Annotated in this window: 11 protein-coding genes; 4 read left to right on the top strand and 7 right to left on the bottom strand. The window is 68.9% G+C overall.

Annotated features, from left to right (window positions below; all coding sequences use genetic code 11):
* Window positions 1-257 precede the first annotated feature (257 nt).
* From ACXC9Q_RS37300 to ACXC9Q_RS37285, 4 genes are all read right to left on the bottom strand, one after another.
* Window positions 258-3,053, bottom strand: coding sequence for a glycoside hydrolase family 2 TIM barrel-domain containing protein (locus ACXC9Q_RS37300; protein WP_457061364.1), 2,796 nt, complete (start codon window positions 3,051-3,053; stop codon window positions 258-260).
* Between the two features lie 77 nt (window positions 3,054-3,130).
* Window positions 3,131-3,562 (bottom strand): Fur family transcriptional regulator, encoded by a 432-nt coding sequence (locus tag ACXC9Q_RS37295; protein ID WP_457061362.1) that lies wholly within the window; start codon window positions 3,560-3,562, stop codon window positions 3,131-3,133.
* A 14-nt stretch (window positions 3,563-3,576) separates the two neighbouring features.
* Complete coding sequence (gene topA / locus ACXC9Q_RS37290; protein ID WP_457061360.1) at window positions 3,577-6,306, bottom strand: type I DNA topoisomerase; 2,730 nt, start codon at window positions 6,304-6,306, stop codon at window positions 3,577-3,579.
* 259 nt (window positions 6,307-6,565) lie between these two features.
* Complete coding sequence (locus ACXC9Q_RS37285; RefSeq protein ID WP_457061359.1) at window positions 6,566-7,915, bottom strand: alpha/beta hydrolase family protein; 1,350 nt, start codon at window positions 7,913-7,915, stop codon at window positions 6,566-6,568.
* 157 nt (window positions 7,916-8,072) lie between these two features.
* On the opposite strand from ACXC9Q_RS37285, the gene ACXC9Q_RS37280 reads away from it, so the two are divergent.
* Complete coding sequence (locus ACXC9Q_RS37280) at window positions 8,073-11,750, top strand: NPCBM/NEW2 domain-containing protein (RefSeq protein WP_457061358.1); 3,678 nt, start codon at window positions 8,073-8,075, stop codon at window positions 11,748-11,750.
* Window positions 11,751-11,905: 155 nt separating this feature from the next.
* Window positions 11,906-13,348 carry a DUF7059 domain-containing protein gene (locus ACXC9Q_RS37275; protein WP_457061357.1) on the top strand — a complete coding sequence of 481 codons (1,443 nt, stop codon included), beginning with the start codon at window positions 11,906-11,908 and terminating at the stop codon, window positions 13,346-13,348.
* Here the strand turns inward: ACXC9Q_RS37275 and ACXC9Q_RS37270 are convergent.
* The gene (locus ACXC9Q_RS37270; RefSeq protein WP_457061356.1) at window positions 13,342-14,901 is read right to left on the bottom strand and encodes a diguanylate cyclase; all 1,560 of its coding nucleotides are present in this window, start codon (window positions 14,899-14,901) and stop codon (window positions 13,342-13,344) included. The genes ACXC9Q_RS37275 and ACXC9Q_RS37270 overlap by 7 nt on opposite strands.
* Before the next feature lie 19 nt (window positions 14,902-14,920).
* On the bottom strand, window positions 14,921-16,516 hold the full coding sequence (locus ACXC9Q_RS37265; protein WP_457061354.1) for a diguanylate cyclase domain-containing protein: 1,596 nt from the start codon (window positions 16,514-16,516) through the stop codon (window positions 14,921-14,923).
* A 189-nt stretch (window positions 16,517-16,705) separates the two neighbouring features.
* On the opposite strand from ACXC9Q_RS37265, the gene ACXC9Q_RS37260 reads away from it, so the two are divergent.
* Both ACXC9Q_RS37260 and ACXC9Q_RS37255 read left to right on the top strand, forming a co-directional pair.
* On the top strand, window positions 16,706-17,524 hold the full coding sequence (locus ACXC9Q_RS37260; RefSeq protein WP_457061353.1) for a TIGR03619 family F420-dependent LLM class oxidoreductase: 819 nt from the start codon (window positions 16,706-16,708) through the stop codon (window positions 17,522-17,524).
* 4 nt (window positions 17,525-17,528) lie between these two features.
* A complete protein-coding gene (locus ACXC9Q_RS37255; RefSeq protein WP_457061352.1) occupies window positions 17,529-18,251 on the top strand; it encodes a leucine-rich repeat domain-containing protein in 723 nt (240 codons plus the stop codon).
* Window positions 18,252-18,275: 24 nt separating this feature from the next.
* Here ACXC9Q_RS37255 and ACXC9Q_RS37250 read toward each other — a convergent pair whose 3' ends face one another.
* The gene (locus ACXC9Q_RS37250) at window positions 18,276-19,580 is read right to left on the bottom strand and encodes a cytochrome P450 (protein ID WP_457061607.1); all 1,305 of its coding nucleotides are present in this window, start codon (window positions 19,578-19,580) and stop codon (window positions 18,276-18,278) included.
* Between the last annotated feature and the right edge of the window lie 124 nt (window positions 19,581-19,704).

Raw genomic sequence — 19,704 nt, 5'->3', positions numbered from 1 at the left:
CCCGGCCGTTGGGCTCATGCCGACCCGCCGCTGAGCGTGATCCGCGCAGGCGGCGCCGGCTTGATCAGTGGCGCAGGTCCGGGCGTGAGCGCCACCACCCGCGAGCGCCTCCGGGGTGCGGGGTGGTTCGCCACGCCCAGTCGGCGGCCACCTGCGGACCTCCAGGCCATCACAATCGCCGATCCGGTGCACCCGCCGGCGGGAGGTGGCCGGGTGCGCGTCGTTGTGATGGCCTGGCGGTCCGTGCGGTGGGGTGCCTACGTCGTGGTGAAGCGGAGGGAGAGCTGGGCGGGGGCAGTTTTGAGTTTGTCGCGGTCGGGGAGGGCGGGACCGCAGGCGGCTGTGCCTACGCCGGTTTGGGCGATGTCCAGAGTGACGTAGGTGGTGTCGCCGGGGACCAGGTCCGCGGTGTGGTGGGCGGATTCGAGGGCTTGGCTGGTCCAGTCCCGGACCGTCAGACCGAAGAGCTCGCCGACGGCCTGGATCCGCAGGCCGTCGAGGGTGGCCCAGCGCGTGTCGATGCGGTGGCCGTTCTCCTGGGGGCGGACGTACGGCGTCTGCAGCTCGGCGACGGTGGCCGAGTACTTCCCGACCGCGGCGGCCTCGCGGGTGTCGGCGTACGCCTCGTTGGGGCCGGTGCCGAACCACTCGACGCGCTCCACCTTCGGCAGCTCGAAGGTGAGGCCGAGTCGCGGCAGCACCTCGGGGAACAGGCCTTCGGGTACGACGTTCAGCTCGAGAACGACCGCGTCGTCGACAGCGGTCCAGCGCCAGGTGCTGACGAGACCCCACTGCAGCTGCGGCGGCGCCGTGCGGGTCACGACCTCCCACGCGCCGTCGCGCTCACCCTGGGAGACGATCCGGTGCTGCACCCGGTGCAGACCCTGCTCCCGCCAAGCCTTAGCGACCCCCGGGATCGCGTCGTTGTCGATCGGCGCCCGCCAGACCTCCAGCCGGGCGTTCTTCACACCGGCGACGGTGATCCCATTGACGCCTGCTTCACCGTCAGCGGGCGACCCACCGACAACAGCCGCTGGCTCAGCCGGCTCGTCCAGCCGGATCTGACCCCAGGCGATCCGATGTCCGGCTTCGGCCCACGCGGTCGGCGAGGTGAGCTCGGCCGACACGGTCACCCAGGTGTCGGGTCGACCCGCGTCACCAGCCTTGATCACGCCGGGCGGAAACTCCACCGAGACGGTCTCGCCCGGAGCGATCGCCGGGACCGGCAGATTTCCGCTGCCGACCAGCTCACCCTCGACCTCGGTCACGATCGTGAACGTCAGGTGACTCGTGTCCAGGACCTCGTAGCGGTTCGTGATCGACACCCCACCGTTGCCGTCAGCAATGATCCGCAACGGCTCGATCACCTTGACGTACTCGAGCATGCCGGGTGACGGCGTCCGGTCCGGGAACAGCAGCCCGTCGCAGACGAAGTTCCCGTCGTGGATCGCCTCGCCGAAGTCACCGCCGTACGCGTAGACCTCGCGTCCGTCGATCGTGGTCCGGATGCCGTGGTCGATCCACTCCCAGATGAAGCCGCCCTGGCAGCGCGGGTACTTGTCGAACACGTCGCGGTACTCGAGCAGTCCACCCGGCCCGTTGCCCATCGCGTGGCCGTACTCGCACAGGATGAAGGGCAGGTTCCGGTACAGCGAGGAGTCCGCGCCGATCTCCGCGCAACCCTCCGGCGAGGTGTACATCCGCGAGTAGATGTCGACGAACTCGGCCTCGGTGTCGCGCTCGTAGTGCACCGGCCGCGACGGGTCGAGCCCCTTCGCCAGGTCGTACATCGCGCGCAGGTTCTCGCCCATCCCACACTCGTTGCCGAGCGACCAGATGATGATCGACGGGTGGTTCTTGTCCCGGTGCACGGTGCGCGCCATCCGCGCCACCAGGTCGTCGCGGAACCGCGGGTCCATCACCGGGTTCGGCAGCTTCGGCGGCTGCGGCTCGTACCCGAACCCGTGCGTCTCCAGGTCACACTCGTCGATCACGTAGAGGCCGTAGGAGTCGCACAGCGAGAGGAAGTGCGGGTGCGGCGGGTAGTGGCTGGTCCGGACCGCGTTGATCCCGGCCCGCTTCATCAGCAGTACGTCGTCCAGCATGTCCTGCTCGGTCAGCGCGCGACCGCGGTCAGGGTGGAACTCGTGCCGGTTCACGCCGTTGAACAGCACCCGGTTGCCGTTGACGGTCAGGATGCCGTCGACGATCGCGACCGTGCGGAAGCCGATCCGCAGCCGCACCTCACCACCCTCGGTCCGGAGCACACCGTCGTACAGGCGTGGCACCTCGGCGCTCCACGGCTCGACGCTCTCGATCCGGGTGTGCTCGCCGGTCGCCAGCTCCAGGCCCAACTCAGGCACCGAGACAGTGCCCGGTACGTCGGACTCCACGAGCAGCGTGCCGGCACCGTCGACGTGGTCGTACGCCGCCTTGACGAAAACGTCGGTCGCGACACCCGGACGCAGGGCGATCAGGTTGACCTCGCGGAAGATCCCGGACAGCCACCACATGTCCTGGTCCTCGACGTAGCTGCCCGCCGACCACTGGTGAACTCGCACCGCGATCCGCGCTTCCTTGCCCGGGGCAACCAGGTCGGTGACGTCGAACTCCGACGGCAGCCGCGAACCGGACGACCAGCCGGCCAGCTCGCCGTTGACGTGCACCGCGAACCGCGAGTCCACACCCTCGAACCGCAGCACCACGCGGGCGCCGGCCCAGTCCGCCGGGATCGCCACAGTCCGGACGTAGTCACCGGTCGGGTTGTCGGTCGGCACGTACGGCGGCTCGAGCGGGAACGGGTAGACCACGTTCGTGTACGCCGGAGCGCCGTACCCACTGAGCTGCCAGTGACCAGGGACGGCGATCGTGTCCCATCCGGAGGTGTCCGGGTCCTTCAGGTCGTCCGGGGCGTCGGCCACGCTCGGCGACAGCCGGAAGCTCCAGTCGCCGGACAGCGGCAGCTTGGCCGAGTCGTCGTCCAGCCAGGCCCTCGGGGGAAGCACGTTGGCGCCGGGAGCAAAGTCCTCGACATAGCTCAGATCATCCGTCACACCCACCGACCCTAAGTCCAACCCTGTTCACAAATCCACACCGATCAACAGATATGGACAGGGATGGCCGGATCGGGTCAGCTGCGGCAGTCCTTGCAGATGCCGATCAGCGCGACCTGCTCCGGCGCGAGCTGGAAGCCGAGCTCGCGCTGGACCTTCTTCCGGGCCGACTCGAGGATGTCGCCGGGAGCGTCGTACACCTTCCCGCACTCGGAGCAACGCAGGTGCAGGTGGCGCGGCGCGAGATCCCCCGCCAGGTGGTACGTCGTCCCCGCCCGGCCGAGGTGGACGTGCGTGACGAGACCGAACTCACCGAGCGCGTCGAGAGCACGGTAGACGGTGGCACGGTGGATCCCCGGGCGCAGCTCCTCGGCCCGTTCGCCGATCTGCTCCGCGCTCAGGTGCTCCTCGGTGCCCGCGAGCACCTCGACGACCGCCAGCCGAGCCGGCGTGACCCGCTCACCCCGCTCCCGCAGTCTCTGCGCGCTGACCTCGACCGGACTCGTCACCGGCGCACCCTCTTTCAGGACTTCTTCGCCGCCGTCTTCTTGGCCGTGGTCTTCTTCGGGGCGGCCTTCTTCGTGGTGGTGGTCTTCTTCGCCGCCGTCTTCTTCGCAGCGGTCTTCTTGGTGGCCGACTTCTTGGCAGTCTTCTTCACCGGTCCGCGAGCCCGCTTGTCAGCCAGCAGCTCGGCGGCGCGCAGCAGCGAGATCGTCTCGACCGAGTCGTCCTTGCGCAGCGTCGCGTTCGTCTCGCCGTCGGTCACGTACGGACCGAAGCGGCCCTCCTTCACCACCACCGGCTGACCGGACTCCGGGTCCGCGCCCAGCTCCTTCAGCGGCGGCGCGGCAGCCCGGCGCCCACGCTGCTTCGGCTCGGAGTAGATCTTCAGCGCTTCCTCGAGGGTGATGTCGAACATCTGGTCCTCGGTCTGCAGCGACCGCGAGTCCGTGCCCTTCTTCAGGTACGGCCCGTAGCGCCCGTTCTGCGCCGTGATCTCCTCGCCGGTGGCCGGGTCCTTGCCGACCACCCGCGGCAGCGACAGCAGCTTCATCGCGTCGTCGAGGCCGATGCTGTCCAGTGCCATCGACTTCAGCAGCGACCCGGTCCGCGGCTTCGCGCCCTTCGGCGCGTCCTCCGGCAGGACCTCGGTCACATAGGGTCCGAACCGGCCCGCCTTCGCAACCACGCGAAGGCCGGTGTCCGGCGCCGTACCGAGCTCGTGCTCGACACCCGACGGCTGGGACAGCAACTCCTGGGCCTTCTCGACGGTCAGCTCGTCCGGCGGCAGGTCCTCCGGTACGTTCGCGCGCCGCTCGTCCTTGTCCTCGACGTACGGCCCGTAGCGCCCGACCCGGAGCACGATGCCGCTGTCGTCACCGCCGACCGGGAACGTCGACATCTCCCGGGCGTCGATGTCGCCCAGGTCGCTCACCATCGACTGCAGGCCCTCGAGGTCGGCATCACCGAAGTAGAACCGGGACAGCACGCCCTCGCGCTGCAGGTCACCGGAGGCGACCTCGTCGAGGACGTCCTCCATGGTGGCCGTGAACGCGTAGTCGACCAGCCGGGTGAAGTGCTCCTCGAGCAGCCGCACCACCGCGAACGCCAGCCAGGCCGGCACCAGCGCCTGGCCCTTCTTGTAGATGTACCCGCGGGCCACGTTCGTGCCGAGGATCGTGGCGTACGTCGACGGCCGCCCGATCTCGCGCTCTTCCATCTCCCGGATCAGCGTCGCCTCGGTGTAGCGCGCCGGCGGCTTGGTCTCGTGCCCGGAGGCGAGCACCTCGATCGCGGGCAGCACGTCGCCCTCGGCGACATCCGGCAGCCGGGTCTCCTGGTCGTCCGTCCCGGCGGACGGGTCGTCCGCGCCCTCGACGTACGCCTTGAGGAAGCCGTGGAAGGTGATCACCCGGCCGGACGACGTGAACTCGCACTTCTCGCCGGTCGACGCGGTCGCGTCGATCCTGATCGAGACGCTGCGGCCCTCGGCGTCCTTCATCTGGGATGCGATCGTACGCATCCAGATCAGCTCGTAGAGCCGGTACTCCGCGCCGGACAGACCGGTCTGCGCCGGGGTCTGGAAGACCTCGCCGGCCGGCCGGATCGCCTCGTGCGCCTCCTGCGCGTTCTTCACCTTGGAGGTGTAGACCCGCGGCTTGTCCGGCAGGTACGACGCGCCGTACAGCTCGCGGACCTGGGCCCGGGCGGCCGTGATCGCCGTGTCCGACAGCGTGACGCTGTCGGTTCGCATGTAGGTGATGTTGCCGTTCTCGTACAGCCGCTGGGCGATCTGCATCGTCTGCGAGGCGGACATGCCGAGCTTGCGGCCGGCCTCTTGCTGCAGCGTGGTGGTCCGGAACGGCGCGTACGGCTTGCGGGTGTACGGCTTGGAGTCGATCGACCGGACCGAGAACTGCGAGTCGCGCAGCGCGCCGGCCAGCGCGGTCGCGGTCTCCTCGTTCAAGTGGACCGTGTTCGCGCCCTTCAGCTCACCGATCGAGCTGAAGTCGCGGCCCTGCGCCACCCGCTTGCTGTCCACCGAGACCAGGCGGGAGGGGAACTGCCGCGGCGTCCGGCTCTCGCCGGCGTCCAGCGTGGCGTCCAGATCCCAGTACGACGCACTCCGGAAGGCGATCCGCTCACGCTCGCGGTCGACGACCATCCGGATCGCGACCGACTGCACCCGGCCCGCCGACAGCCGCGGCATCACCTTCTTCCACAGCACCGGCGAGACCTCGTAGCCGTACAGCCGGTCGAGGATGCGGCGGGCCTCCTGCGCGTCGACCAGGTCCTCGTCGATGTCCCGGGCGTTGCCGACCGCGTCCTGGATCGCCTTCGGCGTGATCTCGTGGAAGACCATCCGCTTGACCGGGACCTTCGGCTTCAGCTCCTCCAGCAGGTGCCAGGCGATCGCCTCGCCCTCGCGGTCCTCATCGGTGGCGAGGAAGAGTTCGTCGGCGCCCTTGAGCAGGTCCTTCAGCTTGCGGATCTGCGCCCGCTTGTCGGCCGGTACGACGTACAGCGGGTCGAAGTGGTCCTCGACGTTCACGCCGAGCCGCGCCCAGGGCAGGCCCTTGTACTTCGCCGGGATCTCGTCCGCCCCGCTCGGCAGGTCCCGGATGTGGCCGAAGCTCGACTCCACCACGTACCCGGACCCCAGGAAGCCGGCGATCATCCGCGCCTTCTTCGGCGACTCGACGATCACCAGGCGGCTGCCCGTCGATGTCTTCGTCCCTGCTGCCCCTGCCACTGCGCTCCTTGCTCTCGCCTTCTCGTCCTGCCGACAACGCCCGCGACCGGACGTCTGTTCCCCCGAGCACACTCCGACCCCGTCCGAGGACAGAGTACGGCCGACGGCAACGCATTTCTCAACGCACGGTAACCGGTGCGGGCCCGATTACACCCCTCAGGGTTCCAGAGTGTGGCCAACAACCCACTCTCACGCGCGTCACAGCTTGCCCCGGTTGACCTCCCCGAGCCCCGCCCGAGCTTTCCGAGCGTACGCCGTCTCAGCGGGCGAAGTGGACTTCCGGAAACTTTGGGGAGTCGCCGCGGAGCAGAAGGGACGGGCGGCGGCGGAGAGTCTGGTCGAAGAAGGCGGCGATGTAGTCGCGCTGGGCCAGCACGCTGCGCTGCGGCTCCGCACCGCCGACGAGAGCCTTCATCACGGAGGTGATGATCGGGTCGTCGCCGTAGATCTCGTGGAAGAGCTGATCGAAGATGAACTGGTAGTCGGTGAACGCCTTCTGCTTGGTCCCGGCCAGGCACAGATTCAGCTTCCAGCCACGCTGGGCGGCCCAGAAGCTCGCCCAGGACGGGTCGTAGTACTCCTTGCCCGGATCGGTCCGCTGGGTGTCGCCCGAGCCGAACAGCAGGAACGGCTGGTGCAGTCCTTTCCGGGCCACCTCGCCGAGCGGGCCCTTCGCAGGGTCGTCCTGCAGGCTGCCGTCCAGGTCGATGCCGGCCAGCACCCGCTCGTCCTCGAGCAGCGTGTTGGCGGTCGCGTACCCACCGAGCGAGAAGCCGAACATGCCGACCTTGCGCAGGTCCAGACCCTCCTGGAAACCGTCCGGCAGATCGTTGCCCTCGGCATCGGGATTCTCGCCGGCGGCGATCCGCTCGAGCTGGTCCAGGACGAACCGCGCGTCCGCGGTCCGGGTCTCGACCGCCTGCCGGGTGAAGTCCGGATCGGGCAGTTGCGAGGCCGGTACGCCGGGCAGGAACCGCCCGCCGGGGAACTCGACCGGCGTCTCGTGCGTGTGGTCCATCGTCACCACGACGTACCCGCGGCTGGCCAGGTCCTCGACCTGCGCGGTGTTCACGAACCGGCTGTACTGATACCCGGGCGAGAACAGGACGACGGGATGCCGGATCGGCTGCATCGGCGCGTCGACGCGCGATTGCGTCACGGTCCCGGCGAAGTCGAACGACCCGGTCGGCAGCGCGAGCCCGTACTCACCGGTCCAGGCGTCGTCCACCTCGACCGCGGTCCGGGCCGGCATGTACTTGGCGAGGGGCGCGGCGCCGAACACCGAGGCCGGATACCAGAGACTGATCATCAGCTCCCGGCGTCCGCTGGGCATGGTCGGATCCGGCCGGGACTGATCGACCAGGTGGATCGCCGTCGTCCCGAGCGCACGCCGACCGGTCGGCGCCGGCAGCCGGAACTTCACCGGATGGAAGTCCGGGTCGCCGGCGGGGCGGGCGGTCGCGTCCGGATCGATCGGGACCGCCCGGGCCAGGCCAGGAGCGGCCAGCGCGAACCCTGCGGCCAGCCCGCCGGTCAGCAGGCTGCGCCTGGTGAGTGCGCGCCTGGTGAGTGAGTGACGGGTGGTGCTGATGGGACGCGGGTTCGCCATGCGACTCATCGTCATCGCCGGTTTTCACCCTGTGATGGAGACCCCGTCTCAACTTGATGACGGCCGACCGCGTGACAAGCCGACCACTCTGCGCTTCAATGACCGCATCTTGTTCATTGATGCGTGAAGTGAGGCACTCGTGAGCATCTTTGTCCGCATGAAACGTTCAGTAATCGTCGCGGCCGCCGCCATGGCCGTCATCACCGGTGTTCTGGTCAACGGCGGCCCCGCGACCGCCCAAACCGCGGCCGGCGGCACCACGCTCGGTGACGTGACCGGGTTCTCCGCCGACAAGGCGACGTACACCCTCAGCGCCGGCGCGGCGAAGGTGCGCGTGGTCTTTCTGAAGGACGACGTCTTCCGGCTCTGGCTGGCGCCGGACGGGAACTTCACCGACCCGGCCGGTACGCCGCCCACCGATCCGAACGCGCCGGCGTCGACCATCGTCACCAGGACCGATTACGGCACTCCGCACACGGCCTGGCGGGACCGCGGCTCCTACTACTCGCTGACGACCGGCAAGGTCGAGGTCCGCGCGCAGAAGTCGCCGCTGAAGTTCTCCCTCTACCGGACGAACGGCCAGCTGGTCTGGGCCGAGACCGCTCCGCTGTCCTGGAACGACACGTCGACCACCCAGTCGCTCGGCCGCGGCCCGAACGAGCAGTTCTTCGGCGGCGGCATGCAGAACGGCCGCTTCTCGCACCGCGACCAGACCATCAAGATCTCCGCCGACTTCAACTGGGAGGACGGCGGCAACCCGAACGCCTCGCCGTACTACATGAGCACGGCCGGGTACGGCGTACTGCGGAACACGTTCAGCCCGGGCAGCTACAGTTTCACCAGCCCCGTGGTCGCCACGCACGACGAGCAGCGGTTCGACGCGTACTACTTCGTCGGCGACCTCAAGACCTCGCTGGACCGCTACACCGAGCTCACCGGCCGGCCGTTCATGCCGCCGATCTACGGACTCGAGTACGGCGACTCCGACTGCTACAACCGCGGTCACTACGGGACGGACCCCGACCCCAGCAACGACTGGAAGGTCAACCCGGACAAGGTGACCACGCTGGACGCCGTGAAGGTGGCTCAGCGGTTCAAGGACGAGGACATGCCCGGCGGCTGGATGCTGGTCAACGACGACTACGGCTGCGGCTACTCCGCCACCACAGACTCCGAGCAGGTCGACGGCACGTGGTGGGGCAAGCGCGACATCCCTGCACTCAAGCAGACCGGTGACGAACTGCGGCAGCGCAACCTCCAGATGGGTCTGTGGACGCAGTCCTCGCTGGACCGGCAGCCGGCCGAGGTCGGCGAGGCAGGGGTTCGCGTACGCAAGCTGGACGTCGCCTGGGTCGGCCCTGGCTACCGCTACGCGCTGAGTGCCTGCGACACGGCGCATAACGGCATCGAGCAGTACAGCAACGCCCGTGGATTCGCCTGGATGGTGGAGGGCTGGGCCGGCGCGCAGCGGTGTGCGGTGCAGTGGACCGGTGACCACAGTGGTTCCCTGGACGCGATCAAGTGGCAGATCCCCGCAATCACCGGCTCCGGTAACTCCGGTATCGCGTACAGCGCCGGTGACGTCGACGGCATCTTCGGCGGCTCGGCCACCTCGTACGTCCGGGACATGCAGTGGAAGGTGTTCAACCCGGCCTTCATGACGATGTCCGGCTGGTCCACCCCGGCGTACAAGCAGCCGTGGGCGTACGGCGACCCGTACACCTCGATCAACCGCAAGTACCTCAAGCTCCGCGAGCGCCTCCTCCCGTACTTCTACACCTACGCCGCTGAGGCGCACCGGACCGGAGCACCGCTCAACCGCTCACTGGTGCTGGAATACCCGGACGATCCGAAGACCTGGGACGACACCACGAAGTACGAGTTCCTGGCCGGCAAGGAGTTCCTGGTCGCGCCGATGTGGGGCGCCGACGAGGTGAAGAACGGTATCTACCTGCCCAAGGGCCAGTGGATCGACTACTGGACCGGCCGGGTCTACCAGGGCCCGACCACGGTGAACGGCTATCACGCGGCACTCGACGCACTGCCGCTGTTCGTGAAGGCCGGAGCGGTCGTGCCGATGTGGAAGGCCGGGATCAACAATGCCGCCGAGCAGGGCTTCGGCGACCGGCTCTCGGTCGACATCTATCCGCAGGGCAAGTCGTCCTTCACGCTCTACGAGGACGACCGCGTCACCCGCTCGGCCACGTCGGCTCAGCAAACCTTCGCTGTGGACGCGCCGACGCAGTCCCGTGGTGACGTGACCGTGAAGATCGGCGCCAGCGTCGGCTCGTACACCGGCAAGCCGGCGACCCGTCCGTACGAGCTCACCGTCCACACCGGCACCGCGCCGCGTGAGGTCACGGTCGACGGACGCCGGACCAGTTGGACCTACGAGAACGGCGTCGTCCGGATCGACACCGCACCGATCTCCACCACACACACCGCGGTCGTCCGGCTCGCCGGCACCTCCTCGGTCGGCGGTGGCAGCACGGTCACCAACACCTTCGGCACTCCGGAGCTCACCACTCCCTCGCTCTGGAACGCTCCGGGGCAGGCCACCGAGGTGACCGCCACCTTCCGTAACGGCACCACGACGACCGCCCGCGACGTGCGCCTCGACGTCCAGGTCCCCAGCGGCTGGACTGTCACCGGCTCGAACACCTTTGCCGGCGTGGCTCCGGGCAAGACGGTCACGACCAAGCTGCAGGTCACCCCTGCCGCCGACGTCAAGCCCGCAAGCTTCACGCTGGAGCTGAAAGCCAGCTATGTTGCCCAGGGCAAGAGCTATGCCAACAACGCCGTGGCAACGGCTCAGTTGCCTTACGCATCGTTGTCCCAGGCCGCGAACGTGGTCGGTATCAGCGACGCCGCAACCTATGCCCAGGGCAACTTCGACGGATCCGGCGACAGCTACAACGGCGAGGCTCTTGCCACGGCCGGCTACACCCCGGGTGCCACGGTCACCGTCCAGGACGCGCAGTTCACCTGGCCGACCGGAGTGCCCGGAACGCCCAACCTGGTGAAGAACCAGTCGGCCCCGATCCTGGTCTCCGGCACCGGTACGCACCTCGCGCTGCTGGGTGCGGGTGCGAGTCTCAATGCCCGCGGCACGGTGACGATCATCTACACCGACGGCTCCGAGTCCCAGGGCACGTTCCAGCTACCGAACTGGTGCTGCCAGGACCCGGCGACCGGTGGCGCCAAGCTCGCGGTGTCGGTGAAGGGCCGCTACACACCAGCGGGTCTGAGCAACACCACGACCGACTACCGGGTCTTCTACACCGCCGTACCGCTCGATCCGGGGAAGACGGTCAAGGCGATCAAGCTGCCCGGCGGTGGGCTCGGCTTCTTCGCCGCCACGATCGCCGACAAACCGTTGCCACCGGCACCTACTGGCGAGCAGTGGGTGAGCGACCTGGAGTTCCTCGACTCGACGAACGGCTGGGGGCCCGTGGAGCGGGATCGCAGTAACGGCGAAGACGGTGCCGGTGACGGTGGCCCGATCACTCTCGACGGCGTGCAGTACGCAAAGGGCCTCGGCACCCACGCGCCGTCGTCGGCCAGCGTGCGCCTCGGCGGCAACTGCACCACCTTCACCGCCAAGGTCGGGGTGGACGACGAGATGGAGGACCGCGGCAAGGTCAGCTTCAAGGTCCTGGTCGACGGGGTCGCCAAGTACACCTCGGATCTCCTCACCGGTACGTCGCCCAACGCGGACGTCTCGGTGAACGTGGCCGGCGGCCAGACCCTCACCCTGCAGGTCACCGACGGCGGCGACGGCGTCACCAGCGATCACGCCGACTGGGCGCAGGCCAAGCTGACCTGCAACCCATAATCGCCCGACCTTGCCCACTGAGATCTGGGGTTGCCCCCTCAGATTCTCAGTGGGCAACCCTCCAACTCGGGGGATAGCCCTCGAGTTGGAGGGTTCGCGCCGGGTGGGGATGCGGGGGTGGGGATGCGGGATGTTGGGGGTGGGAGGATGTGGGTGTGAGTGAGCTGACGGGGATGGACGTGGATGCGCTGCGGGGGGCGTTCGCGGCGGGCGGGTACACGGTGGACGGTGTGGCCGATCGGCTGGGTCCCCAGGCCAACGGGGCGCTGGCCCGCAACGAGACGACTCTTGCGGGCCGGCGCACCTCCGGCGGGGACGACCTCGACACTCTGATCCGGCTGTTCCTGCTGCAGCACCCAGTGCCGGAAAGCCTTGTGAGCAAGGCGGTTCCGGGTATCGATCTGGTTGCTCTAGGCATCATCACGGTCGAGGGCGGCGAGGCGCGGGCGGCGCTCGACATCCGGCCGTTCGCGGAGGACGACCGGCAGTGGTGGGTGATCGCCGACCTCACGCCCGGGCTCGACGGGCGGCGGGAGCCGATGCGGTCGGACTACGTGCTCGGGATCGCCCCGGCCAGCCTGAGCCTGATCCATCTAACCGTGCCGATCAAGGCCGAGCGAGCGCTGGACATCGGCACCGGCTGCGGGATCCAGTCGCTGCACCTGGCCGACCGGGTCAACCAACTCGTCGCCACCGACGTCAATCCGCGAGCGCTCCAGCTGACCCGGTGGACGGCCGCGCTGAACCGGATCGACCTCGACGTCCGCGAAGGCAGTCTGTACGAGCCGGTCAGTGGTGAGCGGTTCGACCTGATCGTGAGCAATCCGCCGTACGTGATCTCGCCACCGGGTGGTGGGCTGACCTACCGCGAGACCGGGTTCGCCGGCGACGCCGTGGTCGAGCAGTTGGTGCGGCAGGCGCCGTACCACTTGACCGAGGGTGGCTGGTGCCAACTGCTCGCCAACTGGACCTGCGTGCGCGGTGAAGACTGGCAGGACCGGATCGCCGGCTGGACGGGTGACCGGTCCGCGTGGGCGGTGCAGCGCGGGCAGCTCGACCCGTCCGAGTACGTCGAACTCTGGCTGCGTGACGCCGGTCTGCACGGGTCCCCGCAGTACACGGCCAAGTACGACGAATGGATGCGCTGGCTCGACGAGCAAGCAGTCGAGGCGATCGGCATGGGCTGGATCACCGTGCACAACGTGGAAGGCGCGCTCGAGGCAGAGGCCTGGCCGTACGAGATCGAGCGGCCGATCGGTCCGCACGTACTGAGCCGGTTCGAGCGGGCAGAGGGGTTGCCGGACGACTTCACCGGCCTGCACCTGGTGCTGGCGGACGACGTGGTCCAGGAGACGAGCGGTCAGCCGGGTGCCGAGGACCCCGCGACGATCGTGCTCCGGCGCCAGCGTGGGATGCGACGGGCGGAACAGGCGGACACCGTGCTGGCCGGCTTCGTCGGCGCGTGCGACGGCGACCTGAGTGCCGGGCAGATCCTGGGCGCACTCGCCGACCTGCTCGATCGTCCATTGCAGGATGTATACCGCGAGTACCTGCCGGCGGTCAGACGCCTTGTCGTGGAAGGCTTTCTGGACTACTGACGGCGCCGGCGCTTCTCGGCGTACATCCGCCGATCGGCCTCGGTCAGCAGGTCGGCCACCGGCGTACCGTCGGTGCTGCTCGCCTGCCCGATGCTGAGCCGCAGCATGGCGAACCACGGCTCCCGAGCCAGCGCCGCCTCCCGCTCCGCCGCGGCCTTGATCCGCTCCACCAGCTCCCGCGAACCACGCTCGTCCGGCTTGTCCAGTACGACGACGAACTCGTCCCCACCGGCCCGCGCCACCACGTCCTCGGCCCGGCACTGCTCGGACAGCAGTTGCCCGACACGACGCAGTACGTCGTCTCCGCAGGCGTGCCCGTAGCTGTCGTTGATCACCTTGAGGTTGTCCACGTCGATCGCGATCACCGCCACGGACCGGCCGGCGTCGTGCGCGACCGACATCCGCTCGTCCAGCGCCCGGCGATTGCCCACACCGGTCAGCGGATCCTCCCGTGCGGCCCGCCACTCCGCGTCATGCCGGATCGAGAGCTCATGGTTGGCCAGTGCGCTGCGTACGGCGTACAGACCGCGCAACCGCTCCGCCCACCAGCCTCTGGTGATCGCCCGCGCGTACTGCAGCCCGGCCACCGCTCCCGGATCGCCTGACTCCGCCACGATCAGCACAGTCGTGTGCCGGATCAGTGCCTCGACCGGCGGATCGGATGTGGGTGGCAGGTCGCTCCCGGCCCGGTGCGCAGCCTCCATGGCGTCGTCGAGCCGTCCGATGGTGGCGTATGCCTTGGCCAGGTAGGCGCCGGCGATCGCAGCGAGCTCCAGGTCGCCCAGCTTGGCCAGCTGGTCCCTGCAGTCCTTGAGGATCACTGCGGCCTCGGCAGCGTCGGTCTGGTCGTTGCTGGCGGCCAGCCACAGCCTGCCGGCGATCGGCCAGTACCCGAGCAGGTCGGCACGGACGATCACCTCGACCGCCTCACCTGCCCACTTGTGCGCGGACCGCCTCCGGTCGCGGATCTCCTCGTCGTACGACGTGTCGCCCAGGCGCTCGAGTTCGTGCGCCCAGCGCAGGTTGGACTCGGCCAGATTGAGCCGGTTGATCGCGGGCGCCTCGGCCAGCCCGAGGGGATCGTGGTCGCCTTCCGCGGCGAGCTCGAAGTGCGGGATGCACAGCTCATACAACCGGAGCAGGTCGTAGGCGTAGCCGAGGCCGGTGTGCGCCCAGCCGGCCAGCCCGAGGTCGCGGGTCCGCGAGAGCGCGTTCTCCGCGGCGACCAGGTCCGCGACCGAGTCGCCGCCCTCGCCGGTGCGGATCAGCGTGACGATCCGAATCGCGATCGCGTTCGCCTCCCAGCCGGGCTCGTCGATCGCCCGGGCGACCCGGATGCAGCCGTCGACGGCGTCCAGCGCCTCGACCGCGTCGGTGGCGTGATGCGCCGCGACAGCCCGCACGTACTCGGCCGCGGCCCGCTCATGGCTGGGCTCCGGCCCGAGCTCGGTCAGCAGCGTGTTGATCTCGAGCGCGGCCTCGGCCGGACCGCCCGACTGGGCCAGCGTCATCGCCGCGGCGATCCGTGCCGTCACCCCCGACGTCTCGCGCACCACACCTCCCCTGCGTGCCTCACTCGTGCTGCGTCTGCCTGTACCTCATCTTGCGGCGCTTGTCCCCGTACAAGCGCCGATCCGCCGTGGCGACCAACTGATCCACACCGACGCCTTCCGCGGTCGCGGCGTACCCGATGCTCAACCCGAGCCGCCCCAGCCAGGGCTTGTCCGTCGCCGCCGCGATCGCGGCGACCGCGGTCCGGATCCGCTCGGCCAGCTGCGCACCACCGTTGGCGTCCGGCTGGTCGAGCACCACGAAGAACTCATCGCCTCCCGATCGAATCACGGCATCGGTCGCTCGCGCCTGTTCTACCAGCAGATTTGCAACAACCTGCAGCAATTCGTCCCCGCAGGCGTGCCCATACGTGTCGTTGACCAGCTTCAGGTCGTCGACATCGATGGCGAGCAGGGTCACCGCGCGTTCGGAGTCCCGGTCCACGGTCAGCCGCTCGTCGAGGGCGCGCCGATTCCCCACGCCGGTCAGCGGATCATGCCGCGCCGCATGCCACTCGGCATCGTGCCGCGCGGTCAGATCATGCGTGGCAAGCGCGTGCCGTACGGCGTTCAGCGCCCGCTGCCGCTCCTTCCACCAGCCCCGGGCCACCGAGCGCGCGTACTCCAGGCCGGCCTGGGCTCCCGGACCGCCGACGGCCGCCGCGATCTCCGCTCTGGTCTGCAGCACGAGCACGTGGGTCGACGGATCGGCCAAGGGAATCAGGTCATCCGCGGCGCGATCGGCCGCGGCTCGCGCTTCCTCGGGTTTGCCATCGGCGTGCAGAGCTCTGGCCAGGTAGGCGCCGGCGATCGCGACGCGCTCGGTCTCACCCAGCTTGCTGATCTCGTCGCGGCACTCGGTCAGCTCGGTGGCCGCCGCAGCCGGATCCACTTCGGTGGCAGCCGCCGCGAGCCACAACCGGGCCGACAGCCGCCAGAACTCCTGGCTCTCGTCGTCGACGATCACGCGCTCCGCCTCCCGGGACCAGTACGCCGCCGAGGCGAGCCGCTCCTGGATCTCCCGGCCGTACGACGGATCGCCGAGCCGCTCGAGTTCGTGGGCCCAGCGCAGATACGTCTCGGCCAGGTTCAGCCGGTCGATCGCCAGCGACTCGGCCAGCTCGAACACGTCGTCGTCGAGCTGAGTGGCCAGCTCGTAATGCGGAATGCACAGTTCGAAAAGTCTCAGCACGTCGTACGCGTAGCCGAGACCGGTGTGCGCCCAGGCGGTCAGCCCGGCGTCCAAGGTCTGGTCGAGGGCGTACTCGGCCGCGACCAGGTCGTTGACGGTGTCGCCACCACGGCCGCTGCGGGCCAGGTTGATGATCCGGATCGGCAGCGCGTTCGCTTCCCAGCCGGGCTCGTCGATCGCCTTCGCGACCGCGATGCAGTCGTCGACCGCGCGCAGGGCCTCGTCGGCGTCACTCGCGTGGTGGGCCGTGACGCCGCGCACGTACTCGGCCGCGGCGAGCTGGTAGCTCGGCACCCCACCGAGCTCGGCCCGGATCGCCTCGATCTCGGCTGCCGCGGTCGCGTGCCCACCCGACTGGGCCGCTGTCATCGCGGCGGCGATCCGGACGGTCAGCGCATCGCCCGTCGCCATCTCGCCACTACCCATAACCCCCGGCGGCCCTCCCTGTTCCCGTCACCCGCACCTCGGGCCGGACCGCCCATTGTGACCATCCACCCCCACCTCTGTCACGACCCGATCCGGCCAACGACCACCTAGTGCCATCTCAGCACTACTCTCGAGAACCACCAGTTCCGATTTGCCTTGACCCCAAGGGCAGGGTTCTAGGGTCGCGGGATGAAATTCGCCGTGAACTACAGCACGCCCTTCTACGGGATGGATCCGGACAAGCTGATCGGGTACGCGCAGCGGGCCGAGGCATGTGGGTTCGAGGGTTTGTACGTACCTGAGCACGTGACGCTTTATCGGGGCGCGACCTTCGGCAGCGTGGAGATGCCGACCACGTTGCCGTACGCCGATCCACTCGACCTGCTCGCATTCGTCGCGGCCGCGACCGAGCGGCTCCTGCTGGGGACGGCGGTGTTGCTGCTGCCGTATCACCACCCGGTCGTGCTGGCGAAGCGGATCGCGACGATCGACGGGTTGTCGAAGGGCCGGATGCGCTTGCTGACCGTGGGTCTGGGCAGTCTCCCGGGCGAGGCCGAGGCGATGGGCGTGGATTTCTCGGCCCGTGGCCGTCGTACCGACGAGGCGATCGACGTGCTGCGTCTGCTGTGGTCGGGGGACGCGGACGGCGTGAGTCACAAGGGCGAGTTCTTTGCCTTCGAGGGGTTATGCAGCTTCCCCCAGCCGCTCGCGCCGCTCCCGATCCACATCGGCGGCTCGTCCCGCGCCGCGGCTCGCCGCGCCGGCCTGCGCGGCGACGGCTACTTCCCCGGCGGCGCGCTCACTCCTGCCGAACGCGCCGCCCAGTGGGACCTCGCCCGTACGACGTCCGGCCGCGACGACCTCGAGTACACCCGCTGGGCCTCCACCGACCTGACTCCGCAATCGGTCGCGGCGTACGCGGCGCAAGGCGTCACCCGCCTGGTCGTCAGCCCACCGACCTTGGACGACCTGTCAGCCTTCGCGGAACGCTTCGGCCTTCTAGGCTGACCCGATGCCAACGGTGAACCTCGGTGGGGCCGGCCTGCAGGTCCTCGACTCCGGCCTCCGGCAGCAGGCCGGTGTCGACGAGCTCTACTTGCACGAGAACCAGCTGACGGAGTTGCCCGAGTGGTTGGGTGAGCTGACCGAGCTGCGGATCCTCGATCTCAGTCACCAACCGCTGAAGGCGCTTCCGGACCTCGGCCGGCTGCAGCGACTCGAGTTCCTCTACGTCAGCGATCTCGCGATCACCGAGCTGCCGCCGACACTCGGCGCCCTGACCTCGCTGCTGTACCTGGGCGCCACTGACAACGGGATGACGTCCGTTCCCGAATCACTCGGCCGGCTCGGCAACCTGATCGAGCTGCGCCTCTACGGCAACCGCCTCACCGAGCTCCCCGAGTCGTACGGCGACCTCGCGAACCTTCGCGAACTCCACCTCGACCGCAACGCGATCGACCGCCTCCCCGCCACCTTCGACCAACTCACCGAGCTCCGGATCCTCAGCCTCCGCGCCAACGCGCTCACCGACTTCCCCGTCCAACTCAGCCGCCTCCCCCACCTACGCCACCTGGACCTCCGAGCGAACCACCTCACCTATCTCCCGGACCTGCCGCCGAACGCCTTCCCGGCGCTGGAGAAGCTCGACCTCCGCTGGCTCAGCCTCCCCGCCGTGCCCGAGTGGATCCACAACCTCCACGACCGAGGCTGCGCCGTCTACCGCACGGCCGTCTGACGAGCACGGTGGGAGATGCGCGGTCTACCCCGCGGCTTGTTCGGCGGGGGTGGCGTGGAGTTGGACGGGGAGGGTCTCGACGCCGTAGACGATGGAGAAGTCGCGGAAGCGGAGTTGTTCCTCGGGGACGGCGAGGCACAGGTCGGGGAAGCGGTGTGCGAGGGCCGTGAAGGCGGCGCGGAGCTCCATCCGCGCCAGTTCGGCGCCGACGCAGCGGTGCATGCCGTGACCGAACGCGAGGTGCGCGGACGACACCGCACGGCGTGGGTAGAAGTCCTCGGCGTCGTCGCCGAACACCTGCTTGTCCCGGTCGGCGCCGGACAGCGACACCGCGACCAGGTCGCCCTTCTTCACCTGGTGGCCGAACAACTCCTGGTCGTGCCGCGCGAACCGCGGGAACGCCACCTGCACCACGGTCAGATACCGCAACAGTTCCTCGACGATCCCGTCGACCGCGCCTGGCTCGTTCCGGATCCGTTCGAAGTTCTCCGGATCGCGCAGCAGCACCAGGGTGCCGAGCGCCAGCATGCTCGCCGACGTCTCGTACCCACCCAGGAACACCCCGTCCGCGAGACCGCCGAGCTCGATGTCGTCGATCGCGTCGCCCTGCTCGCGGATGATCGACCCGATCAGCCCGTCGCCGGGGTTCGCCCGCTGCTTACGGACGATCTCGAACAGGAAGTCCCGCGACTCCGAGGCCGACCCGAACACCCCGATCCCACCACCGGACAGGTCGAACCGGGCCGGCCCGAGCGCGCGGAAACGGTCCCGATCGGACTCCTCGACGCCGAGCAGGTCCGCGATCAGCAGGAACGGCACGTTGAAGGCGAAGTCCGAGACGATGTCGGCGACCGCTCCTTTGGCCTCCATCAGGTCCAGCTGGTCGTTCACGATCTTCTCGATCGCCGGCTCCAGCCGGGCCAGCCTGCGCTTGGTGAACTCGGGCGTCAGCAGCTTGCGGAGCCGGGTGTGGTCCGGCGGGTCGGTGAACCCCAGACCGCCAATGCCCTCCGACGGCTTGTTCGGGTCCGAGCCGACCAGCGGCCGGATGTCGTTGCTGAAGTTCGTGGTGTCGGCGAGCACGACCTTCGCCTCGGCGTGACCGCTCACCACCCACACGTTCAGCCCGAACAGGTGGGCCAGCTTGTGCACCGGCTCGGTCTCGCGCACCTGTGCCAGCGCCGGCACCGGGTCAACGCCCTCCCGGCGCAACGGCATCGAGACCGAGCTCGGGATCATCCGCATCTTGGACAGGTCGAGACCACCCCTGCGGGTGGTCCTGCTCAAGATCCGGTTGCCGACCCATCTCTTCAGGTATGTCGCAACCATGACTTCCACGCGCCCTCTCTGAAACTGCTGCCCCCGACGGCTTTCGTCACCTAAAAACTAACGTTGCCAAGGACCAGATCTCATGGTGTTGGCACTACTTCGGTAGTGGCGTTGGCACCACCAT

Source organism: Kribbella sp. CWNU-51, assembly GCF_054073265.1.
This window is presented reverse-complemented; position numbering and strand designations above follow the sequence as displayed.